The 18,111-nt window shown below is 38.0% G+C and carries 19 protein-coding genes; 9 read left to right on the top strand and 10 right to left on the bottom strand.

Features of this window, described 5'->3' with window-relative positions; all coding sequences use genetic code 11:
• Positions 1–31: 31 nt before the first annotated feature.
• Positions 32–409 carry a PadR family transcriptional regulator gene (locus QVB70_RS11345; RefSeq protein ID WP_287586237.1) on the top strand — a complete coding sequence of 126 codons (378 nt, stop codon included), beginning with the start codon at positions 32–34 and terminating at the stop codon, positions 407–409.
• Positions 410–456: 47 nt separating this feature from the next.
• On the opposite strand, the gene QVB70_RS11340 is transcribed toward QVB70_RS11345, so the two are convergent.
• The 9 genes from QVB70_RS11340 to aroD all read right to left on the bottom strand — a co-directional run bounded on the left by QVB70_RS11340 (position 457) and on the right by aroD (position 8,753).
• Entirely contained in the window at positions 457–1,161 is a 705-nt protein-coding gene (locus QVB70_RS11340) for a CDP-alcohol phosphatidyltransferase family protein (protein WP_287586234.1), read from the bottom strand.
• Between the two features lie 115 nt (positions 1,162–1,276).
• Positions 1,277–3,361, bottom strand: coding sequence for a glycoside hydrolase family 2 protein (locus QVB70_RS11335; protein ID WP_287586231.1), 2,085 nt, complete (start codon positions 3,359–3,361; stop codon positions 1,277–1,279).
• Between the two features lie 67 nt (positions 3,362–3,428).
• Positions 3,429–4,016, bottom strand: a complete 588-nt coding sequence (locus QVB70_RS11330; protein WP_287586228.1) for a nitroreductase family protein — start codon at positions 4,014–4,016, stop codon at positions 3,429–3,431.
• A 32-nt stretch (positions 4,017–4,048) separates the two neighbouring features.
• Positions 4,049–4,315 (bottom strand): chorismate mutase, encoded by a 267-nt coding sequence (locus QVB70_RS11325; protein ID WP_287586226.1) that lies wholly within the window; start codon positions 4,313–4,315, stop codon positions 4,049–4,051.
• Positions 4,312–5,421, bottom strand: coding sequence for a chorismate synthase (gene aroC / locus QVB70_RS11320; RefSeq protein ID WP_287586224.1), 1,110 nt, complete (start codon positions 5,419–5,421; stop codon positions 4,312–4,314). The genes QVB70_RS11325 and aroC overlap by 4 nt, the downstream gene beginning before the upstream one ends.
• Positions 5,418–6,680, bottom strand: a complete 1,263-nt coding sequence (gene aroA, locus QVB70_RS11315) for a 3-phosphoshikimate 1-carboxyvinyltransferase (protein WP_287586221.1) — start codon at positions 6,678–6,680, stop codon at positions 5,418–5,420. The genes aroC and aroA overlap by 4 nt, the downstream gene beginning before the upstream one ends.
• A 16-nt stretch (positions 6,681–6,696) precedes the next feature.
• Complete coding sequence (locus tag QVB70_RS11310) at positions 6,697–7,203, bottom strand: shikimate kinase (RefSeq protein ID WP_287586219.1); 507 nt, start codon at positions 7,201–7,203, stop codon at positions 6,697–6,699.
• Positions 7,193–8,065: a shikimate dehydrogenase gene (locus QVB70_RS11305; protein ID WP_287586217.1), complete on the bottom strand. Its 873-nt coding sequence runs from the start codon at positions 8,063–8,065 to the stop codon at positions 7,193–7,195. Before QVB70_RS11305 ends, QVB70_RS11310 begins: the two co-directional genes overlap by 11 nt.
• Before the next feature lies 1 nt (position 8,066).
• Complete coding sequence (gene aroD, locus QVB70_RS11300) at positions 8,067–8,753, bottom strand: type I 3-dehydroquinate dehydratase (protein ID WP_287586215.1); 687 nt, start codon at positions 8,751–8,753, stop codon at positions 8,067–8,069.
• 355 nt (positions 8,754–9,108) lie between these two features.
• On the opposite strand from aroD, the gene glnA reads away from it, so the two are divergent.
• The 6 genes from glnA (at position 9,109) to QVB70_RS11270 (ending at position 16,059) form a co-directional block, all read left to right on the top strand.
• Entirely contained in the window at positions 9,109–10,503 is a 1,395-nt protein-coding gene (glnA, locus tag QVB70_RS11295; RefSeq protein WP_287586211.1) for a type I glutamate--ammonia ligase, read from the top strand.
• Between the two features lie 290 nt (positions 10,504–10,793).
• On the top strand, positions 10,794–12,170 hold the full coding sequence (locus tag QVB70_RS11290) for an NAD(P)/FAD-dependent oxidoreductase (RefSeq protein ID WP_287586208.1): 1,377 nt from the start codon (positions 10,794–10,796) through the stop codon (positions 12,168–12,170).
• Positions 12,158–13,300: a glutamine amidotransferase family protein gene (locus QVB70_RS11285; RefSeq protein ID WP_287586207.1), complete on the top strand. Its 1,143-nt coding sequence runs from the start codon at positions 12,158–12,160 to the stop codon at positions 13,298–13,300. Before QVB70_RS11290 ends, QVB70_RS11285 begins: the two co-directional genes overlap by 13 nt.
• A gap of 2 nt (positions 13,301–13,302) precedes the next feature.
• Positions 13,303–14,799 (top strand): glutamate synthase-related protein, encoded by a 1,497-nt coding sequence (locus QVB70_RS11280; RefSeq protein ID WP_287586206.1) that lies wholly within the window; start codon positions 13,303–13,305, stop codon positions 14,797–14,799.
• Entirely contained in the window at positions 14,800–15,567 is a 768-nt protein-coding gene (locus QVB70_RS11275) for a hypothetical protein (protein ID WP_287586205.1), read from the top strand.
• 36 nt (positions 15,568–15,603) lie between these two features.
• Entirely contained in the window at positions 15,604–16,059 is a 456-nt protein-coding gene (locus tag QVB70_RS11270; RefSeq protein ID WP_287586203.1) for a 4Fe-4S dicluster domain-containing protein, read from the top strand.
• A gap of 58 nt (positions 16,060–16,117) precedes the next feature.
• Here QVB70_RS11270 and QVB70_RS11265 read toward each other — a convergent pair whose 3' ends face one another.
• Entirely contained in the window at positions 16,118–16,540 is a 423-nt protein-coding gene (locus QVB70_RS11265; RefSeq protein ID WP_287586201.1) for a helix-turn-helix domain-containing protein, read from the bottom strand.
• 201 nt (positions 16,541–16,741) lie between these two features.
• Here QVB70_RS11265 and QVB70_RS11260 point away from each other — a divergent pair, with 201 nt between their 5' ends.
• Both QVB70_RS11260 and QVB70_RS11255 read left to right on the top strand, forming a co-directional pair.
• Positions 16,742–16,888, top strand: a complete 147-nt coding sequence (locus QVB70_RS11260; protein ID WP_287586199.1) for a hypothetical protein — start codon at positions 16,742–16,744, stop codon at positions 16,886–16,888.
• 309 nt (positions 16,889–17,197) lie between these two features.
• The gene (locus QVB70_RS11255) at positions 17,198–17,488 is read left to right on the top strand and encodes an alpha/beta hydrolase (protein ID WP_287586197.1); all 291 of its coding nucleotides are present in this window, start codon (positions 17,198–17,200) and stop codon (positions 17,486–17,488) included.
• The last annotated feature ends 623 nt before the right edge of the window (positions 17,489–18,111 follow it).

The raw sequence follows: 18,111 nt of genomic DNA, 5'->3' as shown, positions 1-18,111 counted from the left end.
CATGCAACACATGCATAACAGGAGGATTGTGATGAGTTCAGAGCAGCAGGCGCAAGAAACCAAGGCTTATAAAAGATTGATAAAGAAATTGACAAAGGAGAATCTATGGATTTACGTCCTGCGGCTTCTCCAAGAGCGTCCAATGTACGGATATGAAATCCGGCAAAAAATTCAAGAGAACTTCGATTTCTCGCCGGCTAGAGTTAGTTGCTACGTTGTTCTATACAAAATGAAGAGTGAGAAACTCGTGGACGAGTCTTGGGAAGAGTCCCCAATGGGAAGACCTGATAGAAAATACTACCATGCAACAGAACTTGGTAAAAAACAAATGCTTAATGCGAAAGAATTCTTAGAAAAACTATTAACAGATGTATTTTCAGTTAAGGTACAAGGGAACTCAAAGAGTTAAATTAAGAGTCTCATTCTTGTTGATTGGTCTTTTGCCATAGTATAGGTTCAACTAGATTCTTTTTCATGGGATATAGGTTCACCAGATAGGTGTTTCCAGGCATACCAAATCCTTTGCAGTAATGTAATTTGTGTGAGGATTGTAAGGATAATCATGCCAAAGTTAAGGCCGTATGTTAACATACTGATCCGAATAAGAATGTCTCCCTGCGCATTAAATAGGTCTATATAATTGACGGTATTGAAAAGTTCATGGTGAATTGAATAATTGAAGAATGAAAAGAATGCAATTATAGCAAGCCTTTCTGGTCTTTCCGCGAGACCTATCCCACTTAGTTTTGCTCCTGCAACTTCTGCACGAGCCCTAACGTAACTAACTAAGAGTGAACCAAAAATCGCAAGAACACCCCAAATTGGGTCACAATTACCCGAAAAAGTAATTGCTCCGATAATTACAGCATCACTATATCTATCGAAAACGGAATCTAGAAAACCGCCTCTGATCGTAACGGTATTAGTAATACGGGCAACTAATCCATCAAGAAGATCACATCCACCTGCAGCAAGCAATGTTACTGCAGCCCAAGCGAAATCATGAACTAGAATTAAATATGCTGTAAGAACTGAAAGTATGAATGCAATTACTGTAAGATGATTTGGCCTGAGTCCAAGATCTGCGAGAATTTTTGCGAATGGCTTAAAGACTTTTTCAGTTATTTGCTTGAAACGACCTAACAGAGATGTCAACTCCATAAAAATGGATTAAAATCATATTCAGCAACTAAATGGGACACCATTTCACCATTATTATTTTTGCGCGCATAATTATTCCTAATTTTATAATGATTTAAAATTCTAAAGGGATGACTTACTCAATGTTTTTAAAAGCTATCGTTTCGAAAGCCGTTTTCAAAAAGTCGAAAATGAGTTTACGCTTATTGCTGGAGTCTATACTCGTATAAATTAAGTGTTTTTCTAAGATTTGAATGCGAGAATACTGAGTTTGGGAATTTTTGAAACAAGAATACTGTCTATACAATTCTAAGGTAGTATCGCTCTTAAACAAAAGCGCGCTTCTAAGAGTTTTAGAATTATTGGGTGAAGTGCTGAAAAGAGTTGTTATTTCAAAATATGCTAATTTTGGCTGCCTTAATTGATCTACAACGCCTTTTAGGTTATATTTTGGAATTTGACTATGTATACGTCGCGGGCTCTTAAAGTCTGCAAACACCCACCAAGCGGCTCCGACAACATAGCCTGTGTTGGTGGAGCTTCCACTCATTCGTTCTTCTATTTGACTCCAATAACCCTTCAAAAAGGTTACTTGAAAATCTTCGGTATATTTCCCTTCCCCTCTTTTCCCTAAAACCGCACCAGCACCAAATTCACTTATCAGAATAGGTTTATTGGGATTATATTTGTGGATATCATCTAATATTTTTCCAAACTCATTAATCTCCGCAGTATACCAGCCCATGTACGCATTGATTGATATAACATCAATATAATCATAACCAAGATCTCCTTGATATCTATTTGTAGCATAAGTAATTAGACGTGAATTATCTAAACTTCGAGTATAATTGACCATCTTGCGAACGTAAATTAACGAAAGAGCGGACATAGTATCAAATTCGTTACCAATTGACCAAATGATGATACTTGGATGATTTTTATCACGTTGGATCATTTCCTTTAGCTGTGGTTTAGCCCACTTTTCGATGGTTTTAGGATTCGATAAAGTTTCGGGAGGAATATGCCAAGCAGGAATTTCTTCCCAAACTAAGAGCCCTAGCTCATCGCAGATTTCCAAAACAGAGGGATGATTAGGATAGTGAGAAAGACGAACGAAATTCGCTCCGCTTTCCTTTATCATTTTAAGGTCATTATACTGGATGTCGGATGGCAAAATGTTCCCATAGTCGGGGTGATCCTCGTGACGCGAGAATCCGCGCAAAAAGATCATTCTATTGTTTAAATATAGTGCATTCCCCTTTCTCTTGATCTCACGTATTCCAAACCGCTCTTCAACTCTATGGTGTACTTTATTCTCGACACTTACACTAACTACTGCTTTGTATAAATTTGGATTCTCTGGAGACCATAATTTAGGATTATTCAGAAATAAAGTCTTAGACCATCGATAATGATCATTAGAACTAATTAAAATGTCAAAAGAAGAAGAATAAGTAAGGATATTATCTCTCAAAAGTTTTAATTGGATGTTGCTCTCGAAGTCAGAATTATAATCATTATTAATTGTGCAAGTCACATTTATGAGTGCAAGATCATTCATTAATACCTTTGTAGTTATTGAAATATCTGAGATCTGTAGTCGAGGACGTTTTTCTATGAATACTTCCCTAGTTAAACCACCCCAAAACCACCAATCAAATGATATAGCTGGAATTTGAGTATTATATAACTGATTATCAACTCGGACAGCTAGAATATTTTCACCTTTGTAATTAACAATTGAAGAAATATCAAAAGAAAAATCAGTATAACCTCCACGATGATTTCCAAGATAATAACCATTTAACCACGCATCGCATTTAAGAAATACAGCAAGAAAGTGTACATTTATCAATTCGTCACTTTGCGACGCTTGCCAAGCATCAGGGATAAAAAAATGGGTGCGATACCAGCCAAGACCTTTATACCATTCAAGATCTGGCTCTAAATTCCATGTAGAAGGCACTATTACATCTTGCCATCGTGAATCCTCATAATCTACCTCAAACCATTTTTCCTCCATTCCATCTTTATTCGGATCTATCTTGAATTTCCATGTTGTAAGAGGAACTCGATCTTCGCCTTTTGGCGAAAAACGATCTTCATCTACGAGCGGTAAATATGACGACAGTATAGCAAAAGAACTAGTTACTAAAATCAGCAAGAGAATAAACGATGTTGCCCTTTTCTTAATGAATTTGTTAAGACTAGTCTGCATAAGAGACAAACCTCGCTTAAAAAATCATTTAAGGCTATTATTAACAATTTTTTAAATATAAAATTGACTAAGAACGACAAGAATTCTCTTCAACACCAAATTTATTAAAAAAGATTTTAGTTTCTTTATCACCATTGTCAATTTTAGTCGGAAATTCGTCAGGATATCCTATTGGAAGAATAACTACAGGTTCATACACTTCTGGCAATTCTAAAAGCGGCATGAGAAACTTCATTTGACCAGGTGTATATGTTAATGTGGCCAGGCCTTCCTCTTCGGCAGCTAGAATGAGATATGCTATTGAAATCCAGGTTGATTCTAACCAATAGGGCATCGTGGTATTTCCAGCTAATACAACCAAAAACGGAGCGTCTGTAAGGAACTTTTTCTCAGTTGTGATATTTTTTTTAGCAAACCACTCTTTTAGCCAAGCAGGGGACCCCTCATGGAAATCTTTGTCTGCAACTTCACATTCAGTTCTTATCTGTCTTTTCAACTGCTCATTATCAATTATAATCAAAGTAAATGGGCTTTGATCTGCACCTGAAGGTGCCAGTAAGCTTGCTTTCAGAATTGAACAGAGTTTTTCAATTCCAAACTTATCTTTCTTGAATTTTCTAATGCTTCTTCGTCGCTTCATAACATTTTGAATCACTTTAATCACTTTTCATCGATCGTTAAGACTACTTACAGATTCTGTAGTTGAATTTTCACAGAAAATTCGATTAACAACTTAATTACATTGACTGCAAGTTCGGTAGGTATTCCAAGACTTAAAGCATGATTTTTCGCATGCTCTATTACTTTTTCTTCTACCTTTACATTTTTAACTGGATATTGGTGTTTTTTCTTATACAAACCTATCTTTTTAGCGATATCCAGTCGTTTTTTAATAAGATCCAATATTTTAAGATCAGTATCTCTAATTTCGTCTCGGAATTCTTCTAAACTCAAGAAGTCATCCTCCTGATTACTGGCGGAATTACATTATATCTTATCGCATGATCGGCTAAAACCATCGCTGTCATGGATTCAACAACTGGTACAGCTCTTGGGACTATACATGGGTCATGTCTTCCCTCTATTTGAAGTTCAGTTTCTTTTTTCTCTGAAATACTCACGGATTCTTGTTTTTTCGTGATTGAAGCTGTGGGTTTGATCGCTATCCGAAATGTAATAGGCATGCCAGTTGATATACCGCCTAAAATTCCACCTGCATTATTTGTTTTTGTGAGAATTTGCCCATTTTTAAAGGTAAATTTATCATTATTTTCAGAGCCTTTCATTCTTGAAACACGAAAACCAGCACCAAATTCTATTCCCTTAACTGCAGGAATTGAAAAAATTGCTTTACTAATGTCTGATTCTAAAGAAGAAAAAATTGGTTCACCCAAACCAATTGGAACATTTGTTACTATACATTCGATTATTCCTCCTATACTATCTCCTTCATTCTCTGCCTGTATTACTAGTTCAATCATCTTTTCGGCAGTTTCTAAATCAGCAGTTCGTATAGGAGTTTTTTCAACATTTTTCTTAATTAATGATATATCCTCTATTTTCTTTGCTTTGATCCCGCCTATTTCAATAGTATGGGCAGTAATATCTACATTTAAAACATCTCTTAGGAGTTTTCTGGCTACAGCACCCGCCATCACGAAACTAGCGGTTATTCTACCTGAAAATCTACCACCGCCTCGATAATCGTTGAATCCACCATATTTTTGGCGTGCAGTGAAATCGGCATGACCTGGTCGAGGTACATCCCTAAAGAGTTCATATTTAGTAGAATCAACGTCTTTGTTCCAAATAAGCATACAAATTGGTGCACCTGTTGTGTAACCATTAAAGACGCCAGATAGAATTTCTACTTGATCTTCTTCTTGTCGCTTAGTAGTAATCTGGCTTTGACCTGGACGTCTTCTGTTTAATTCAGGTTGGATATCATCTTCGGATAACGATAAACCACTAGGGCAACCGTCAATCACGACACCCACACATTTTCCGTGGCTCTCACCAAAACTTGTTATCCGAAATTTTTCACCTAAGCTATTACTCATGTTATCTCCTCAAAATTCATACCTAAGGGTTTCATTACATCCCAAAAATTTGGAAATGATTTTGATACACATTCTGCATCTTGGATTAAAGTCTCACCCTCTGCAACTAACGATAAAACAGCAAATGCCATTGCTATCCTGTGGTCGTTTTTCGGATCTATTATCGCTCCCTTAGGTTTTGAGGTTTTAATTATAATACTATTTTCCTCCTCGCTCACATCTACATTCATTCTCACTAAACCTTCTTTCATTGCAGCAATTCGATCCGATTCTTTTATCTTGAGTCTTTTGATCCCCGTTAATTTACTTTTACCTTCAGCAACTGCACAAAGAACTGTAAGTATTGGAAATAGATCCGGGCAATTAGTTACGTCAAATTCGAGGGCTTCTAATTCGGATTTCTTTAGTTTTATACTCCCATTTTTTGAAATAGCTTCTGCTCCCATTTTTTTTAGCACATTCAAGATCTCTCTATCTGCTTGTAAACTTTTTGCATTCAAATTTTGTGCCTCGATTTCCCCAGCCAATACACCAGAGGATAATAACAATGCTGCACTCGACCAATCCCCCTCAACTTTGTAAATCATTGGTTTGTAAGCCTGTTTTTTTATCCAAAATTTTCTTAAATCTTCAGAAGCCCCAATTTCAACACCAAATTGTCTTTGTGCATCTGTTGTCATCAGAACATATGGCTTAGATTCTAAGGGTGTTGTAAGTATTATCTCTGTATCGTCTTTTGCTAGAGGTGCTACTAAAAGCAAAGCAGAAATAAATTGAGAACTTATGTTACCCGGAATTTTTGTGCGCCCACCTATCAGCCCTCCTTTAACAATTATAGGAGGAAATCCTCTTTCAGAGGAACATTCAACGCCTAGTTGTTTCAATCCGTCAATCAATGGTTTCATTGGCCTTTTTGATAGTGAACTTCCACCAGTCAATCGGCAGGTTCCGTTGACTAGTGAGCAAATTGTTGTCATAAATCTCATAGTTGTTCCAGATTCTCGACAAAACAGATCTCCTTTAGGTTGATGTAACTGTCCACCATTTACATTCCAAAAGTCTTCTTTAACACGTATTTTAACACCGAGTTTCTCCAATAAATCCATCGTAGCTTCTGTATCATCGCTGTTTAGTGGGGAAATTATTTTACTCTCACCGTTAGCTAACGCTGAACAAACTAGTGCTCTGTGAGTGTAACTCTTGGAAGGAGGCGCTACAACTTGTCCTTCAATCGCAGAGGGGGTTATTTTTATTTTCATGCTTTATTAACGTCCATTATTTTAAGAAATCCAAGATTTGTGCAACAATATTATCAATACTAAGGTTGTTTGTATCAATAATCACATCTGCAGCTTTTTCGTAAAAAGGCTCTCGAAATTTCAATAGTGCCACAATTTTTTCCCTTGTATTTTGAACGTTAAGTAAAGGTCTTTCTGTACTCGAAGAAGACCTTTCCAATATCCTTTCCACAGATGCTGTTAGTAAAACTATAATTCCCTTCTCTTTCAACCTTACAACATTTATCCAATTGAGAACAACGCCTCCACCGCAATCTACAACGATATCGTCCATTTCTGAGACTGTTTTAACTATTTCTATTTCAAGTTCCCTAAACTTGATCTCGCCATCATCTTCAAAGATTTTCGGGATATATTTGTTAGCTTTTTTTACAATTAAATCATCCGTGCTTACATATTCCTTTCCTAATTTGCTAGCTAGAGCTTGTGCTACACTGGTTTTTCCTGTCGCCATGAAACCTATGATTACAAGATTATTTTTCATTTCTGCCGCCTTTCAATTTTTCACTAACAATTTCTTTCATCTTTTGAATAGGAGCTTTAGCTCCCGTCCACAACTCAAATGCTATAGCACCTTGCCATACAAACATGGCTAAGCCAGAAATTGTCTTTGCGCCTGCCTTTTTTGCATCTTTCAATAGTTGTGTCTCAAGAGGGTTATAGACAGTGTCAAAAACTGTGATAGTTTCAGGGATAATTTCTCGTTTAAGTAATGTTTGGTTTGCATCGGGCCACATTCCAACTGATGTGCAGTTAACGAGCAGATCTGCATTTTGGACCTCTTCTCTTAGAATTTTTTCTGATAACTCACGAGATCGGGCTTCAACAATCACACTTTCCAATAAGTCGTTACAAAGCTCATTAGCTTTTTCTATTGACCGGTTCACGATGACGAGTTCAGCTGCTTTTCTTCCGATTGAAAATGATGCTGCCCGTGCTGCACCACCAGCACCTAATATCACAATTTTTTTGTTTGTTGGATCAAATTCGGCTTCCTTTAATGCATTTGTCACGCCTAGAAGATCTGTGTTGTATCCTCTGAGAAATCCTTGATTATTTACAATTGTATTAACAGCACCAATGCTTTGTGCTGTCGTATCAATAAGATCAAGGTATTCCATTACAGCAAGTTTATGAGGGATAGTGACATTCAATCCTCGGATGTTTAAGGTTTTAACTGCAGTTATCACCTGTTTTAAATCACTTTCGAGGACGTTAAATGCTAAATAGCAGTATTTATCATCTATGCCAACTTCTTTGAATGCTGCGTTGTGCATAATTGGAGAAAGAGAGTGTTTGACTGGATGTCCAATTAGTCCACAAAGCTGTGTTTCTGACGTGATCATTTCATTCACTTATCAATTTCTGAATCCGTCTCATTTTTTGAATGCTAATTTGACCCGGCGCTGTAACATTCGCCCCGAATGATGCAAATGTAAATTTTGAACCGAATAAAGGACATAATACCCTAGAGATTAAACCATTTTCGCCCATACAGAATGTTACAATTTCCATTTCTCTGAGATATTTCTCCGCCGCGCTATGTAAACTTAAAATTATTAAGTTATCTTCAATTTCTTTTGCATAAGTTACTATTTTCACTACATCAATACCCAATCTGTACGCCATATCTATTTTCTTTAAGAGAACATGGGTTGGTGGAGTATCTTGAAATGAATGATATGAACCAATGATTTTTACTCCAACCTTTTTTGCAGAATCTACGAGATCCTCATTTAGAAATGGACTACTTAATTCGATGTCAATGAAATCGGGGCGCAAATCAATTAAGTTATTAAGAGTCTTGAAACGATCTTCTTCACTCCCCTTAAATTTACCACCTTCGTTCTTACGTCTGACAGTAAAAATTACAGGGAGTTTCATTTTTTCTAATAGTTTTTCTAATTCACCATAATCGAGGGCCTCCAAATAATCTAGACGAAATTCAATGAGATCTGCTTGAAACTCAGCGTTAGATATCAACATGAAAAGTTTGTTTATACTTTTTTCTCCGACAGCTACACAGATTTGCACAATAGCCCTCCTGTTTAGTCCAATTGTATTTTTCGGTGTTTGATAATTCTGAATTAGCCTTTAGTGAAATAAAAAAGATTACGAAATAGAATAAAAAAGTTATTTCTAGAAACGCTCCAAAAAAGTTGTTAACGCCCTCATTTTGAGACACATATTACCTTTATACATAAATATGTATACTTTTTATGAGTCGTACGTAAGATTTATAAATAGTATACACTTCCAAGTGTTTAATTTCACATTCTAAAGTACCAAAAAATGGACAATGTCAGTTAAAAAAACTGTACATTGTATAATATCGGATAAAACAATTGTACAAAAAACTGAAATTACCATAAAAAAAAGAGGTAAAAAAATGAAAACTATAGAAACTAACACAGAGAAAATTGCAGAATTGGCTGCACTCGCAGAAAAACATAATGTCAAATTTCTGCGACTCCAGTTCGTAGATATTTTCGGGACGCTCAAGAACGTTGCAATTCCGATCACTCACGTTGGAGATTCATTAACTAATGGTACGGGGTTTGATGGCTCTTCCATAAAGGGTTTTACTCCCATCTATGATTCAGATATGATAGCTATGCCCGACCCAAACACTTGGGCTATTCTTCCATGGAGACCTAAGGAATTAACAACTGCGAGAATGATTTGCGATATTATGCGTCCTGGCGGAAGACCGTTTGAAGGCGATCCGCGTTATATTCTAAAAAGAGCAATAAAGAAAGCAACAGATATGGGCTATAATTTTTTAACAGGGCCTGAACTCGAATTTTTCTTAGTAAGAATGGATAACGGCGGTTGTATGAGCCCCATGGACTCTGGCGGCTATTTTGATATGATGCCAATGGATATGGGAACTGACGTGCGTCGAGCTGCAATTCTTGCAATGGAAGATTTCGGATTGGAAATCGAAATGAGCCACCACGAGGTTGCTCCCGGGCAGCACGAAATAGACTTTCGATACGCAGAGGCATTAGAGGCAGCTGATAAATCCATAACCTACAAACAAGCAACAAAGGCGATGGCGGTGCAGCTTGGGATGTATGCGACTTTCATGCCAAAACCATACTACGGTGAAAACGGTTCTGGAATGCATGTTCACCAAAGTCTTTTTGCAGTTGACACAGGAAAAAATGCGTTTTATGACGCTAGTGCTGATAGTTCTCTTAGCGATGTGGGTAAATGGTATATTGGTGGTCTATTAAAACACGCTAAAGCTTTAACTGCAGTTGTAGCACCCACTATTAATTCATACAAACGCTTAGTACCAGGTTATGAGGCTCCTGTCTATATTAGCTGGGCTTTCGCAAATAGATCTGCCCTCGTTAGAGTACCAAACTATCATCCAAATCTGGAAAAAGCTATTCGCGCAGAGTTTAGGTGTCCTGATGTTTCCTGTAACCCATATTTGGCCTACGCCGTCATGTTGAGTGCAGGCCTTGACGGAATTAAAAACCAAATTGAGATGCCAGAAACATTGAACTGTACAGGGTTGAATGTTTATGATCTTACTGAGCAAGACTTAGCAGACAGAGGCATAAAAACGCTTCCAGGCTCATTAACTGAAGCTTTAAATGAATTAGAAAAAGACACAGTGATAAAAGAAGCGCTTGGCGAATATACCTTTAACTTATATCTCAAATTGAAACGTGCTGAAGTTGCAGAGTATGAAGAGTTTGTGAAGGGCGACCCCGATCACAAGCAGAAAATTACACAGTGGGAAATTGACAAATATCTTATCCGTGTGTAATTCATAACCATGTGTAATGCGGAAGTCCCTTTCCTCATTTCTTTTTTTAATTCTTTACGTTGTAATGAGTTAGAAAAGAAAAAACCCGTGTTAATTACTATCTCAGAAAGTATACATTCGATCAAACATTTGCGAGAATTTGTTTGTTTGTTTGTTTGAATATTTTGCTGAGTATTAGAAAACGTATCAAACGTTCAAAAAAACAAGCTCGGAGTGAACATTTCTTCAGTTCAACATTTGTGAATCAACGCAAAACATTTAAAGCGATATCCTTATTGTAATTGATCGATTTGGGACAAAAGCAAGTTATTGAATCGATCTTTGACAAATGTAAACTATTGAATCTATGGACGATGTGTCCTATGAATTATTACAAGTACATTATCATTGGAAACTCAGCTGGTGGGATAGGAGCTATAGAAGCAATAAGAGAGGTTGACAAAACCAATGAAATAGCAGTAATCTCTGATGAGCCCTATTCGGCTTATTCAAGACCTTTAATTTCATATCTACTAGCTGAAAAAATTAAACTAGACGATATTTATCTTAGAGTGCCTAATTTCTATGAGGATAACGGCGTAGCTACTTTTTTTGGCACTCAAGCAACAAATATCGATTTTAACGAAAAAAAAGTTACGTTAGATAATGGAAAAAAATTATATTATGAGAAACTTTTACTAGCTACTGGTGGCACACCTTTCGTCCCAAATATGCCCGGTCTAGATAAGACAGGAGTTTTTAGGGGGTTCAACACACTTGACACTACACTTGAGCTCCAAAAAACCATATCCGAAAAGAAAGGCAGAGCTGTTATTTTAGGCGGAGGGCTTATTGGACTCAAAGCAGCTGAAGCATTAAGAATGAAAGGACTTGAAGTTACTGTTGTTGAACTTCTAGATCGACTTATGCCACTAGTAATTGATCAACCAGCCTCTCAATGGGTTGAAACAGTCCTGGAAAATCAAGACATCAAGATAATAACTGGTAACACTATCTCAGAAATTACTGGAAGTTTCTCAAATCCTAATGAAGTAGGGGGAGTCGTTCTAAAAGATGGAACTACAATCCGATGCGACATTGTAGTTATTGCGATAGGTGTGCGACCAAGGATAGAATTAGTTAGAGAAAGTGAAGTAGAAGTCAACCGGGGAATTTTAGTTAATAAGAAAATGGAGACTAGTGTGCCCAATGTTTTTGCGTGCGGTGATTGTGCAGAAGTCTATGATTTTATTATGGATTCTTTCAGATTGACTCCGTTGTGGCCAACCGCTTTTGTAGGTGGGAGAATCGCAGGATTCAATATGGCGGGTGATTGTAAAGAGTACTATTGGGGCACCAGCATGAATTCTACGACCTTTTTTGGATTTCCAATCATCTCTGCTGGAATAATCAACCTTTCAGACGAAGAAAAATCAGATTACGAGATTTTAAGCCAAAACACAGAGAGTTTTTACAAATCAATTATTTTAAAGGATAATAAAATAATGGGATTCGTTCTAGCTAATGAGATAGATCGTGCAGGAATTTTCCTTGGGTTAATGAGAAACAAAATTGATGTCTCGGAATTCAAGGATGATTTACTTTCTGAAGATTTCGGTCTTATCCACTTGAGCGATCAAGTAAGAAATGATTTACTGGCAAAGGAGAACCTCTCATGCATGACTTGAAGAAAATAGCGAATCCGTATAATGATGATAAAGTCATTTCTAATTGTTCTATCTTCGGAATGATGAATGTTAAAGGAGATTTGTTCTATGGAAATGACATACTTCATGCGATTGCTAACATGCACGAGAGAGGCAATGGCTTAGGGGGAGGCTTTGCAATTTATGGATTATATCCCGAATTCAAGGATTATTATGCATTTCATATCATGTATCAAACTAGAAAAGGAAAAGAACTCACAGAAGATTTTCTTAAGCATAATTTTGAGATCGAATTTGACGAAGAAATTCCCACTAAACCAACTCTTAGCATTGATCAACTCCATGCACCAATAGTCTGGCGTTATTTCGTAAAGCCTCCTGTTGAAAATCCAGACTACATTGTGAAGAAAGTAATGGAGATCAATACACAAATTCAGGACGCTTTTGTTTTCTCAAGTGGTAAAAATAGTGGCATCTTCAAAGGTGTTGGATTCCCAGAACAGATTGGCGAATATTTCCGTTTAGAAGAGTACAAAGGATATCTTTGGACTGCCCACGGTAGATTCCCGACAAATTCACAAGCGTGGTGGGGTGGAGCGCATCCTTTTGGTGTTTTAGATTGGTCTGTAGTACACAATGGAGAGATTTCCTCTTACGGCACAAACAAACGTTTCCTTGAAATGTATGGCTACATCTGCACATTGTTCACGGATACAGAAGTTATAGCCTATGCTGTTGATCTGTTAATGAGGAGACATAATTTACCGATTGATTTAGTTGCCAAAGTCTTTTCTGCGCCTCTTTGGAGTGAAATAGACGCATTAGAGGATGAAAAACTTCGCAACCAATATACAACGCTACGAAAGGCTTTCGGCGATCTCTTACTTAATGGACCATTTACAATAATTATAGCACACGAAGGTGAAATGATCGGACTTACCGATAGAATCAGACTTCGACCTTTAAGTGCAGGAATTAATGAAAAGAATGACATGCTTTACTTATCTTCGGAAGAGGGATCTATCCGCCTAGTTTGTCCTGATATTGAAACCACATGGACTCCAAAAGGCGGTGAACCGATTATCGGTCGATTAAAAGATCGTAAAGTTCTCTATAATAAAGAAGCTGTTTATGCGGTAGGTGAATCATAATAATGAAATCACAATTACTCCCAGAATTTCTTATTGAAAGAAATGAAGACAGATGCATACGTTGTGGCGTGTGCGTTCGACAGTGTGGGTTCGAGGTTCATAGACATGATGAAGAACTTGATCTTATGTTTGTGAAAGAAGAAGACTGTGCTGGTTGCCAAAGATGCGCAGTCCTATGTCCAACTAATGCACTAATTATTCGACCAAATCCAGCTGATTATCGTCCTAATGCTAGTTGGACAAAAGAAGTTATAAACAATTTAAAAAAGCAGGCAGAAACTGGAGGCGTCTTACTTACGGGATGTGGCAACCCACAACCATATAAAATTTATTTTGATCATTTACTTATCAATGCATCACAGGTAACAAATCCAAGCATAGATCCTTTGCGGGAACCGATGGAACTTCGCATATATCTTGGTAAAAAGCCTGAGGGGCTCTCTTATAAAAATGGAGTCCTAGAATATGAAGAAACAGAACAAGTAAGGATAGAAACGCCCATTATCTTCTCTGCGATCAGCTTCGGTGCGATAAGTTTTCAAGCACAAAAGGCATTAGCACAAGCTGCTACAGAATTTGGAACGCTGTTTAATACAGGAGAAGGAGGATTACCTCTTGAACTGCGAAAATATGGTAATAATGCTATCGTACAGTGTGCTTCAGGACGATTTGGCGTTGACTCAGATTACCTAAACACCTCAAGGATCGTTGAAATTAAAATTGGACAGGGAGCGAAACCAGGTATAGGTGGACATTTACCAGGTGAAAAGGTTTCAGTTACAGTCTCACAAACCAGAATGATACCAGAAGGCACTGATGCCTTGTCTCCTGCTCCTCAACATGACATTTACTCCATTGAAGATCTTTCTACTCTGATCTACGCTCTGAAAGAAGCTACAAATTACAAACCGATTTCAGTCAAAATTGCAGCAGTTCACAATGCAGCGGCAATAGCGTCAGGTATTGTACGTGCAGGCGCAGATATTGTTGCAATAGATGGGTTCCGTGGAGGCACAGGTGCCGCCCCTCAAATTATTCGCGATAATGTAGGGGTTCCAATTGAACTTGCACTTGCATCGGTTGATGACCGATTGCGTGCAGAAGGCATCCGAAATCAATGTTCACTTATATGTGCAGGTGGTTTCCGGAATTCTGCAGATATTGTTAAAGCAATCGCTCTGGGTGCAGATGCAGTCTATATTGGGACCGCTGCTCTTGTAGCTATGGGATGTACTGTTTGCCAGCGTTGCTATACAGGAAAATGTAATTGGGGCATATGCACACAAGACCCCTACTTGGCAAAACGATTAAACCCAGATATCGCAAGAAGACGATTGCTCAACTTACTAAAAGCTTGGAGTTTAGAAGTTAAAGAAATGCTTGGTGGAATGGGTATCAACGCATTAGAAAGCCTTAGAGGAAACAGATTGCATTTACGTGGGATCGATTTAGCCGATTGGGAACTAAAGGTGTTAGGTGTAAAGGGGGCTGGACAATAGATGAGCACTTATGCTAAGGTAATTAATGCTGCGGGCATACCTTTCCGTGAATTAAATGAAAAAATAAGACAAGCAGCAACCAATGGAATTAGGAAACTCATTCTTGATAATGTATATGGACATCGCTATATTGGTACTGGTGTTTACGATCGTCAGATAGAGATTGAAATAAATGGTACACCTGGACAGGATTTAGGAGCATTTTTGAACGGACCTATTAGCATTCAGGTTTATGGAAATGGTCAGGATGGAATCGGAAATACGATGAACGATGGCAAAATCATAGTTCATGGCAACGCAGGAGATCTGCTCGCTATGTCAATGCGTGGTGGCAAGATTTTCATACGAGGAGATGTCGGGTATAGATGTCTTTTGCATATGAAAGAATATTTACTGAAAAAACCGGTTGTAGTTATCGGTGGGACTGCACAAGACTTTTTCGGGGAATATATGGCGGGTGGAATCGGAATTTTACTTGGATTAACTTTAAGAAAAGGTCAAACTCACAGAGCTAATTTCATAGGAACTGGTATGCATGGAGGGACGCTTTTCATCCGTGGCGATGAAGATAACATAAAAGAGTCTCAGTTAGGAAAAGAAATCAGCCCTGTTGAAATGGACGAAGAAGACTTTAAATTGCTAGAAAAAGCTATTAGAGAGTTTACATGGTATTTTGATGGTTTCAACGATCAAGAAATCTTAGATATGCCATTTACCAAACTCATTCCTGTTCATAAACGTCCTTATGGAAAATTATATGCATATTGAATTAATGTCATTTGAAATTTGAGGCAGATGAGTTTTATGAAAAGAATTTATGCTAACGAAGAAGTATGTATAGGCTGCAAACTGTGTGAGATTTGGTGTGTAGTTGAACATTCTAAATCAAAAGACATAATCAAAGCATTCAAACACGAATTACAGAAACCAGATCCAAAAGTAATAGTAGAAATAAGTAAACCAATTTCATTTGCACTGCAATGCCGTCACTGTAATGAACCTGATTGTGTGTATGCGTGCATTAGTGGTGCTATGTACATTGATGAAGACGGGACAGTACAACATAACGCAGATAAATGCGTCGGATGCTGCAGTTGTATCATGGTGTGCCCGTATGGGGCTATTACTATTGCTCGAGATGAAAATAACAATGTTAAAGTGGTTTCAAAATGTGATCTTTGTCCAGATAGCGACGTTCCAGCATGTGTGGCACATTGTCCAAATGAAGCTTTAGTCTATGTTGAAGAAGTAATCGATTAAATTTGTCTGACGCACCATTTTTTGTTTTCTAGTAATTTCATTCTAATTTTGCGTTCTTCTATCTACTCGCGATCCAAGTTCCAGCCCAGATGGAAATCCTTTCAAAGATATCTTCCAAATCTTTTCCAGGTTTTGTAAGTGAATATTCAACCCTAGGTGGAATTTCGTCATAAGTCTCTCGGTCTAATAACCCGTGTTCCTCTAACTCTCTTAGACGTTTAGTAAGGGTCTTAGGGCTGCCTCCTACCGCGTCCAGTAGTTTATTAAAGCGTAATTTATTGTGACGCAGAAGAGCCCGAATTATGGACATAGAATGCTTCTTTCCAAAAATTTTCAATGCATTTTGAAGCACACATTCACTTGTACAATTAAGATTTCCTTCATGCTGCAGACAATGCCAATGAAGGCGTTCATTAGTATTGGTAACTTTATCCGACTTATTAGCATGATCTAAACTCTTACATTCATTTTCTTGAATCATATAATCACCTTTCTGCCGCTTTACTTTTGGGAAGTTATTTCCATAGCATCCTCTTTGCAATTTATATTATCAGATACACTATATTTTTTGAAGTAATAAAAAATTTTCTCTAAAAACAAAAAACATCACTAAATAAGTTGCAATGCAGAGAAGTTCAAGTTATAGTATTCTCTGTGTTTGTAAAACTAAGAGGTGAACAGTATGGTTGAAAAACACGCCGAAGAATGTGAATGTGACAAGCCTGAAATTAGGGATTCATTTAAAGAAGGAAACTGCTCAGAAGAGCAGATAATCAAATGTCACGGTCGAGAAATGCTTGATAAATTGAAAAAGGAAGGTAAGATTTAGCTAGAAAATTATTCAGGCCTCTTATCGTTCTCTTTTTTCCTTTTCAGCTTCTTTTTTTCAATTTTGAATTTCGGGTTTTTAAAAAAATCCGTGAATTTTGAAGGGGTCCGTCTTCTGCTTCACTTTTTTAGTTACAGGTTGGGGTCTGTCTGTTTATAAGAGTGGTGCTCCTTACTAACTTTCTAACTACTGGAAGCGACGTACTATGGCCGTGATTACACTTCCTGGGGTTATCACCTCATTCGCAGACACACAGGTGCTGGACGACCTGATGAGACGATTCGGTAACGCTCGAAGACGCGCCTTCTCATGAAACGCAAAATCGATCCCAAATTAAGTACGGAGATTTCTCGTGATCCCAACGTAGTTACAGTGTATGAAGACGATCCATTAGTTCTTTCTAAAATCACTTTTAAGTTAGGCACAGAATTAATAGCAGCAAATATGCAAGCCAAGAAATTGGTTAGTCAGATTAGGATTCCTACTTTGGTTCAAAGCAGATCTTCAGATTCATTAGTGCTTGGTGCAGATGAACTTGATGAATTAATGAGTATGCCGGATAAAACTGTCAACTACCCCTCCCTTTCGGAAGGGGGTTGAAAGAGCTCCTGTAGAGGGGTAGGAGATTAGCCTAAGTGAAGTCTCCTGTAGGGTGGAGGCAGATGAACTACGTTCGGGGCTGAGTGTCTGAAAATCACCCTGGAATGCTCCTCAAGTTCCAGGCTCTGAAAGACATGGTGGACGACCCAGATCGGTATCCCGAGACCTGTACCATCATCATGTTCCGTGCCTGCCTCAACATTGGTGATGAGGACAAACCCGCTTCGGCGGAGCTGACCTTTACAGGTCGTTAAATATAGTTTGGTATGGGCACACTATCCCCTGTGCTCGCAGAAAGGGATACGTGAGACACAACCCGTACCGCAATTCATCTCCACCCTGTCGGATGGAGTCTTCTTGCGGAGGTTAGATAAAAATCTACGAGGGGCTCTACCATGAGGTTTACAGTCAATTACCCCACCCTGAAGAGTCGGGGCTTGGGTCGTGAGACCTGAGAGTAATTAGTTGATTAGCCTAAGAGAGGTCATGGATATGGCGGTATCTAAGTTATCAGGAGAGTTAAAGAACACACCAAGGGATGCTTCTCTAGTCCCTTGCTCTGTAAACGGTGGTTTAAACAGAGAGGAAACTCTCAGTGATCATCGTAGAGTACTGACTGATAA

This window comes from Candidatus Borrarchaeum sp. (assembly GCF_019058535.1).
In the GTDB taxonomy this organism is placed as follows: domain Archaea; phylum Asgardarchaeota; class Sifarchaeia; order Borrarchaeales; family Borrarchaeaceae; genus Borrarchaeum; species Borrarchaeum weybense.
This window is presented reverse-complemented; position numbering and strand designations above follow the sequence as displayed.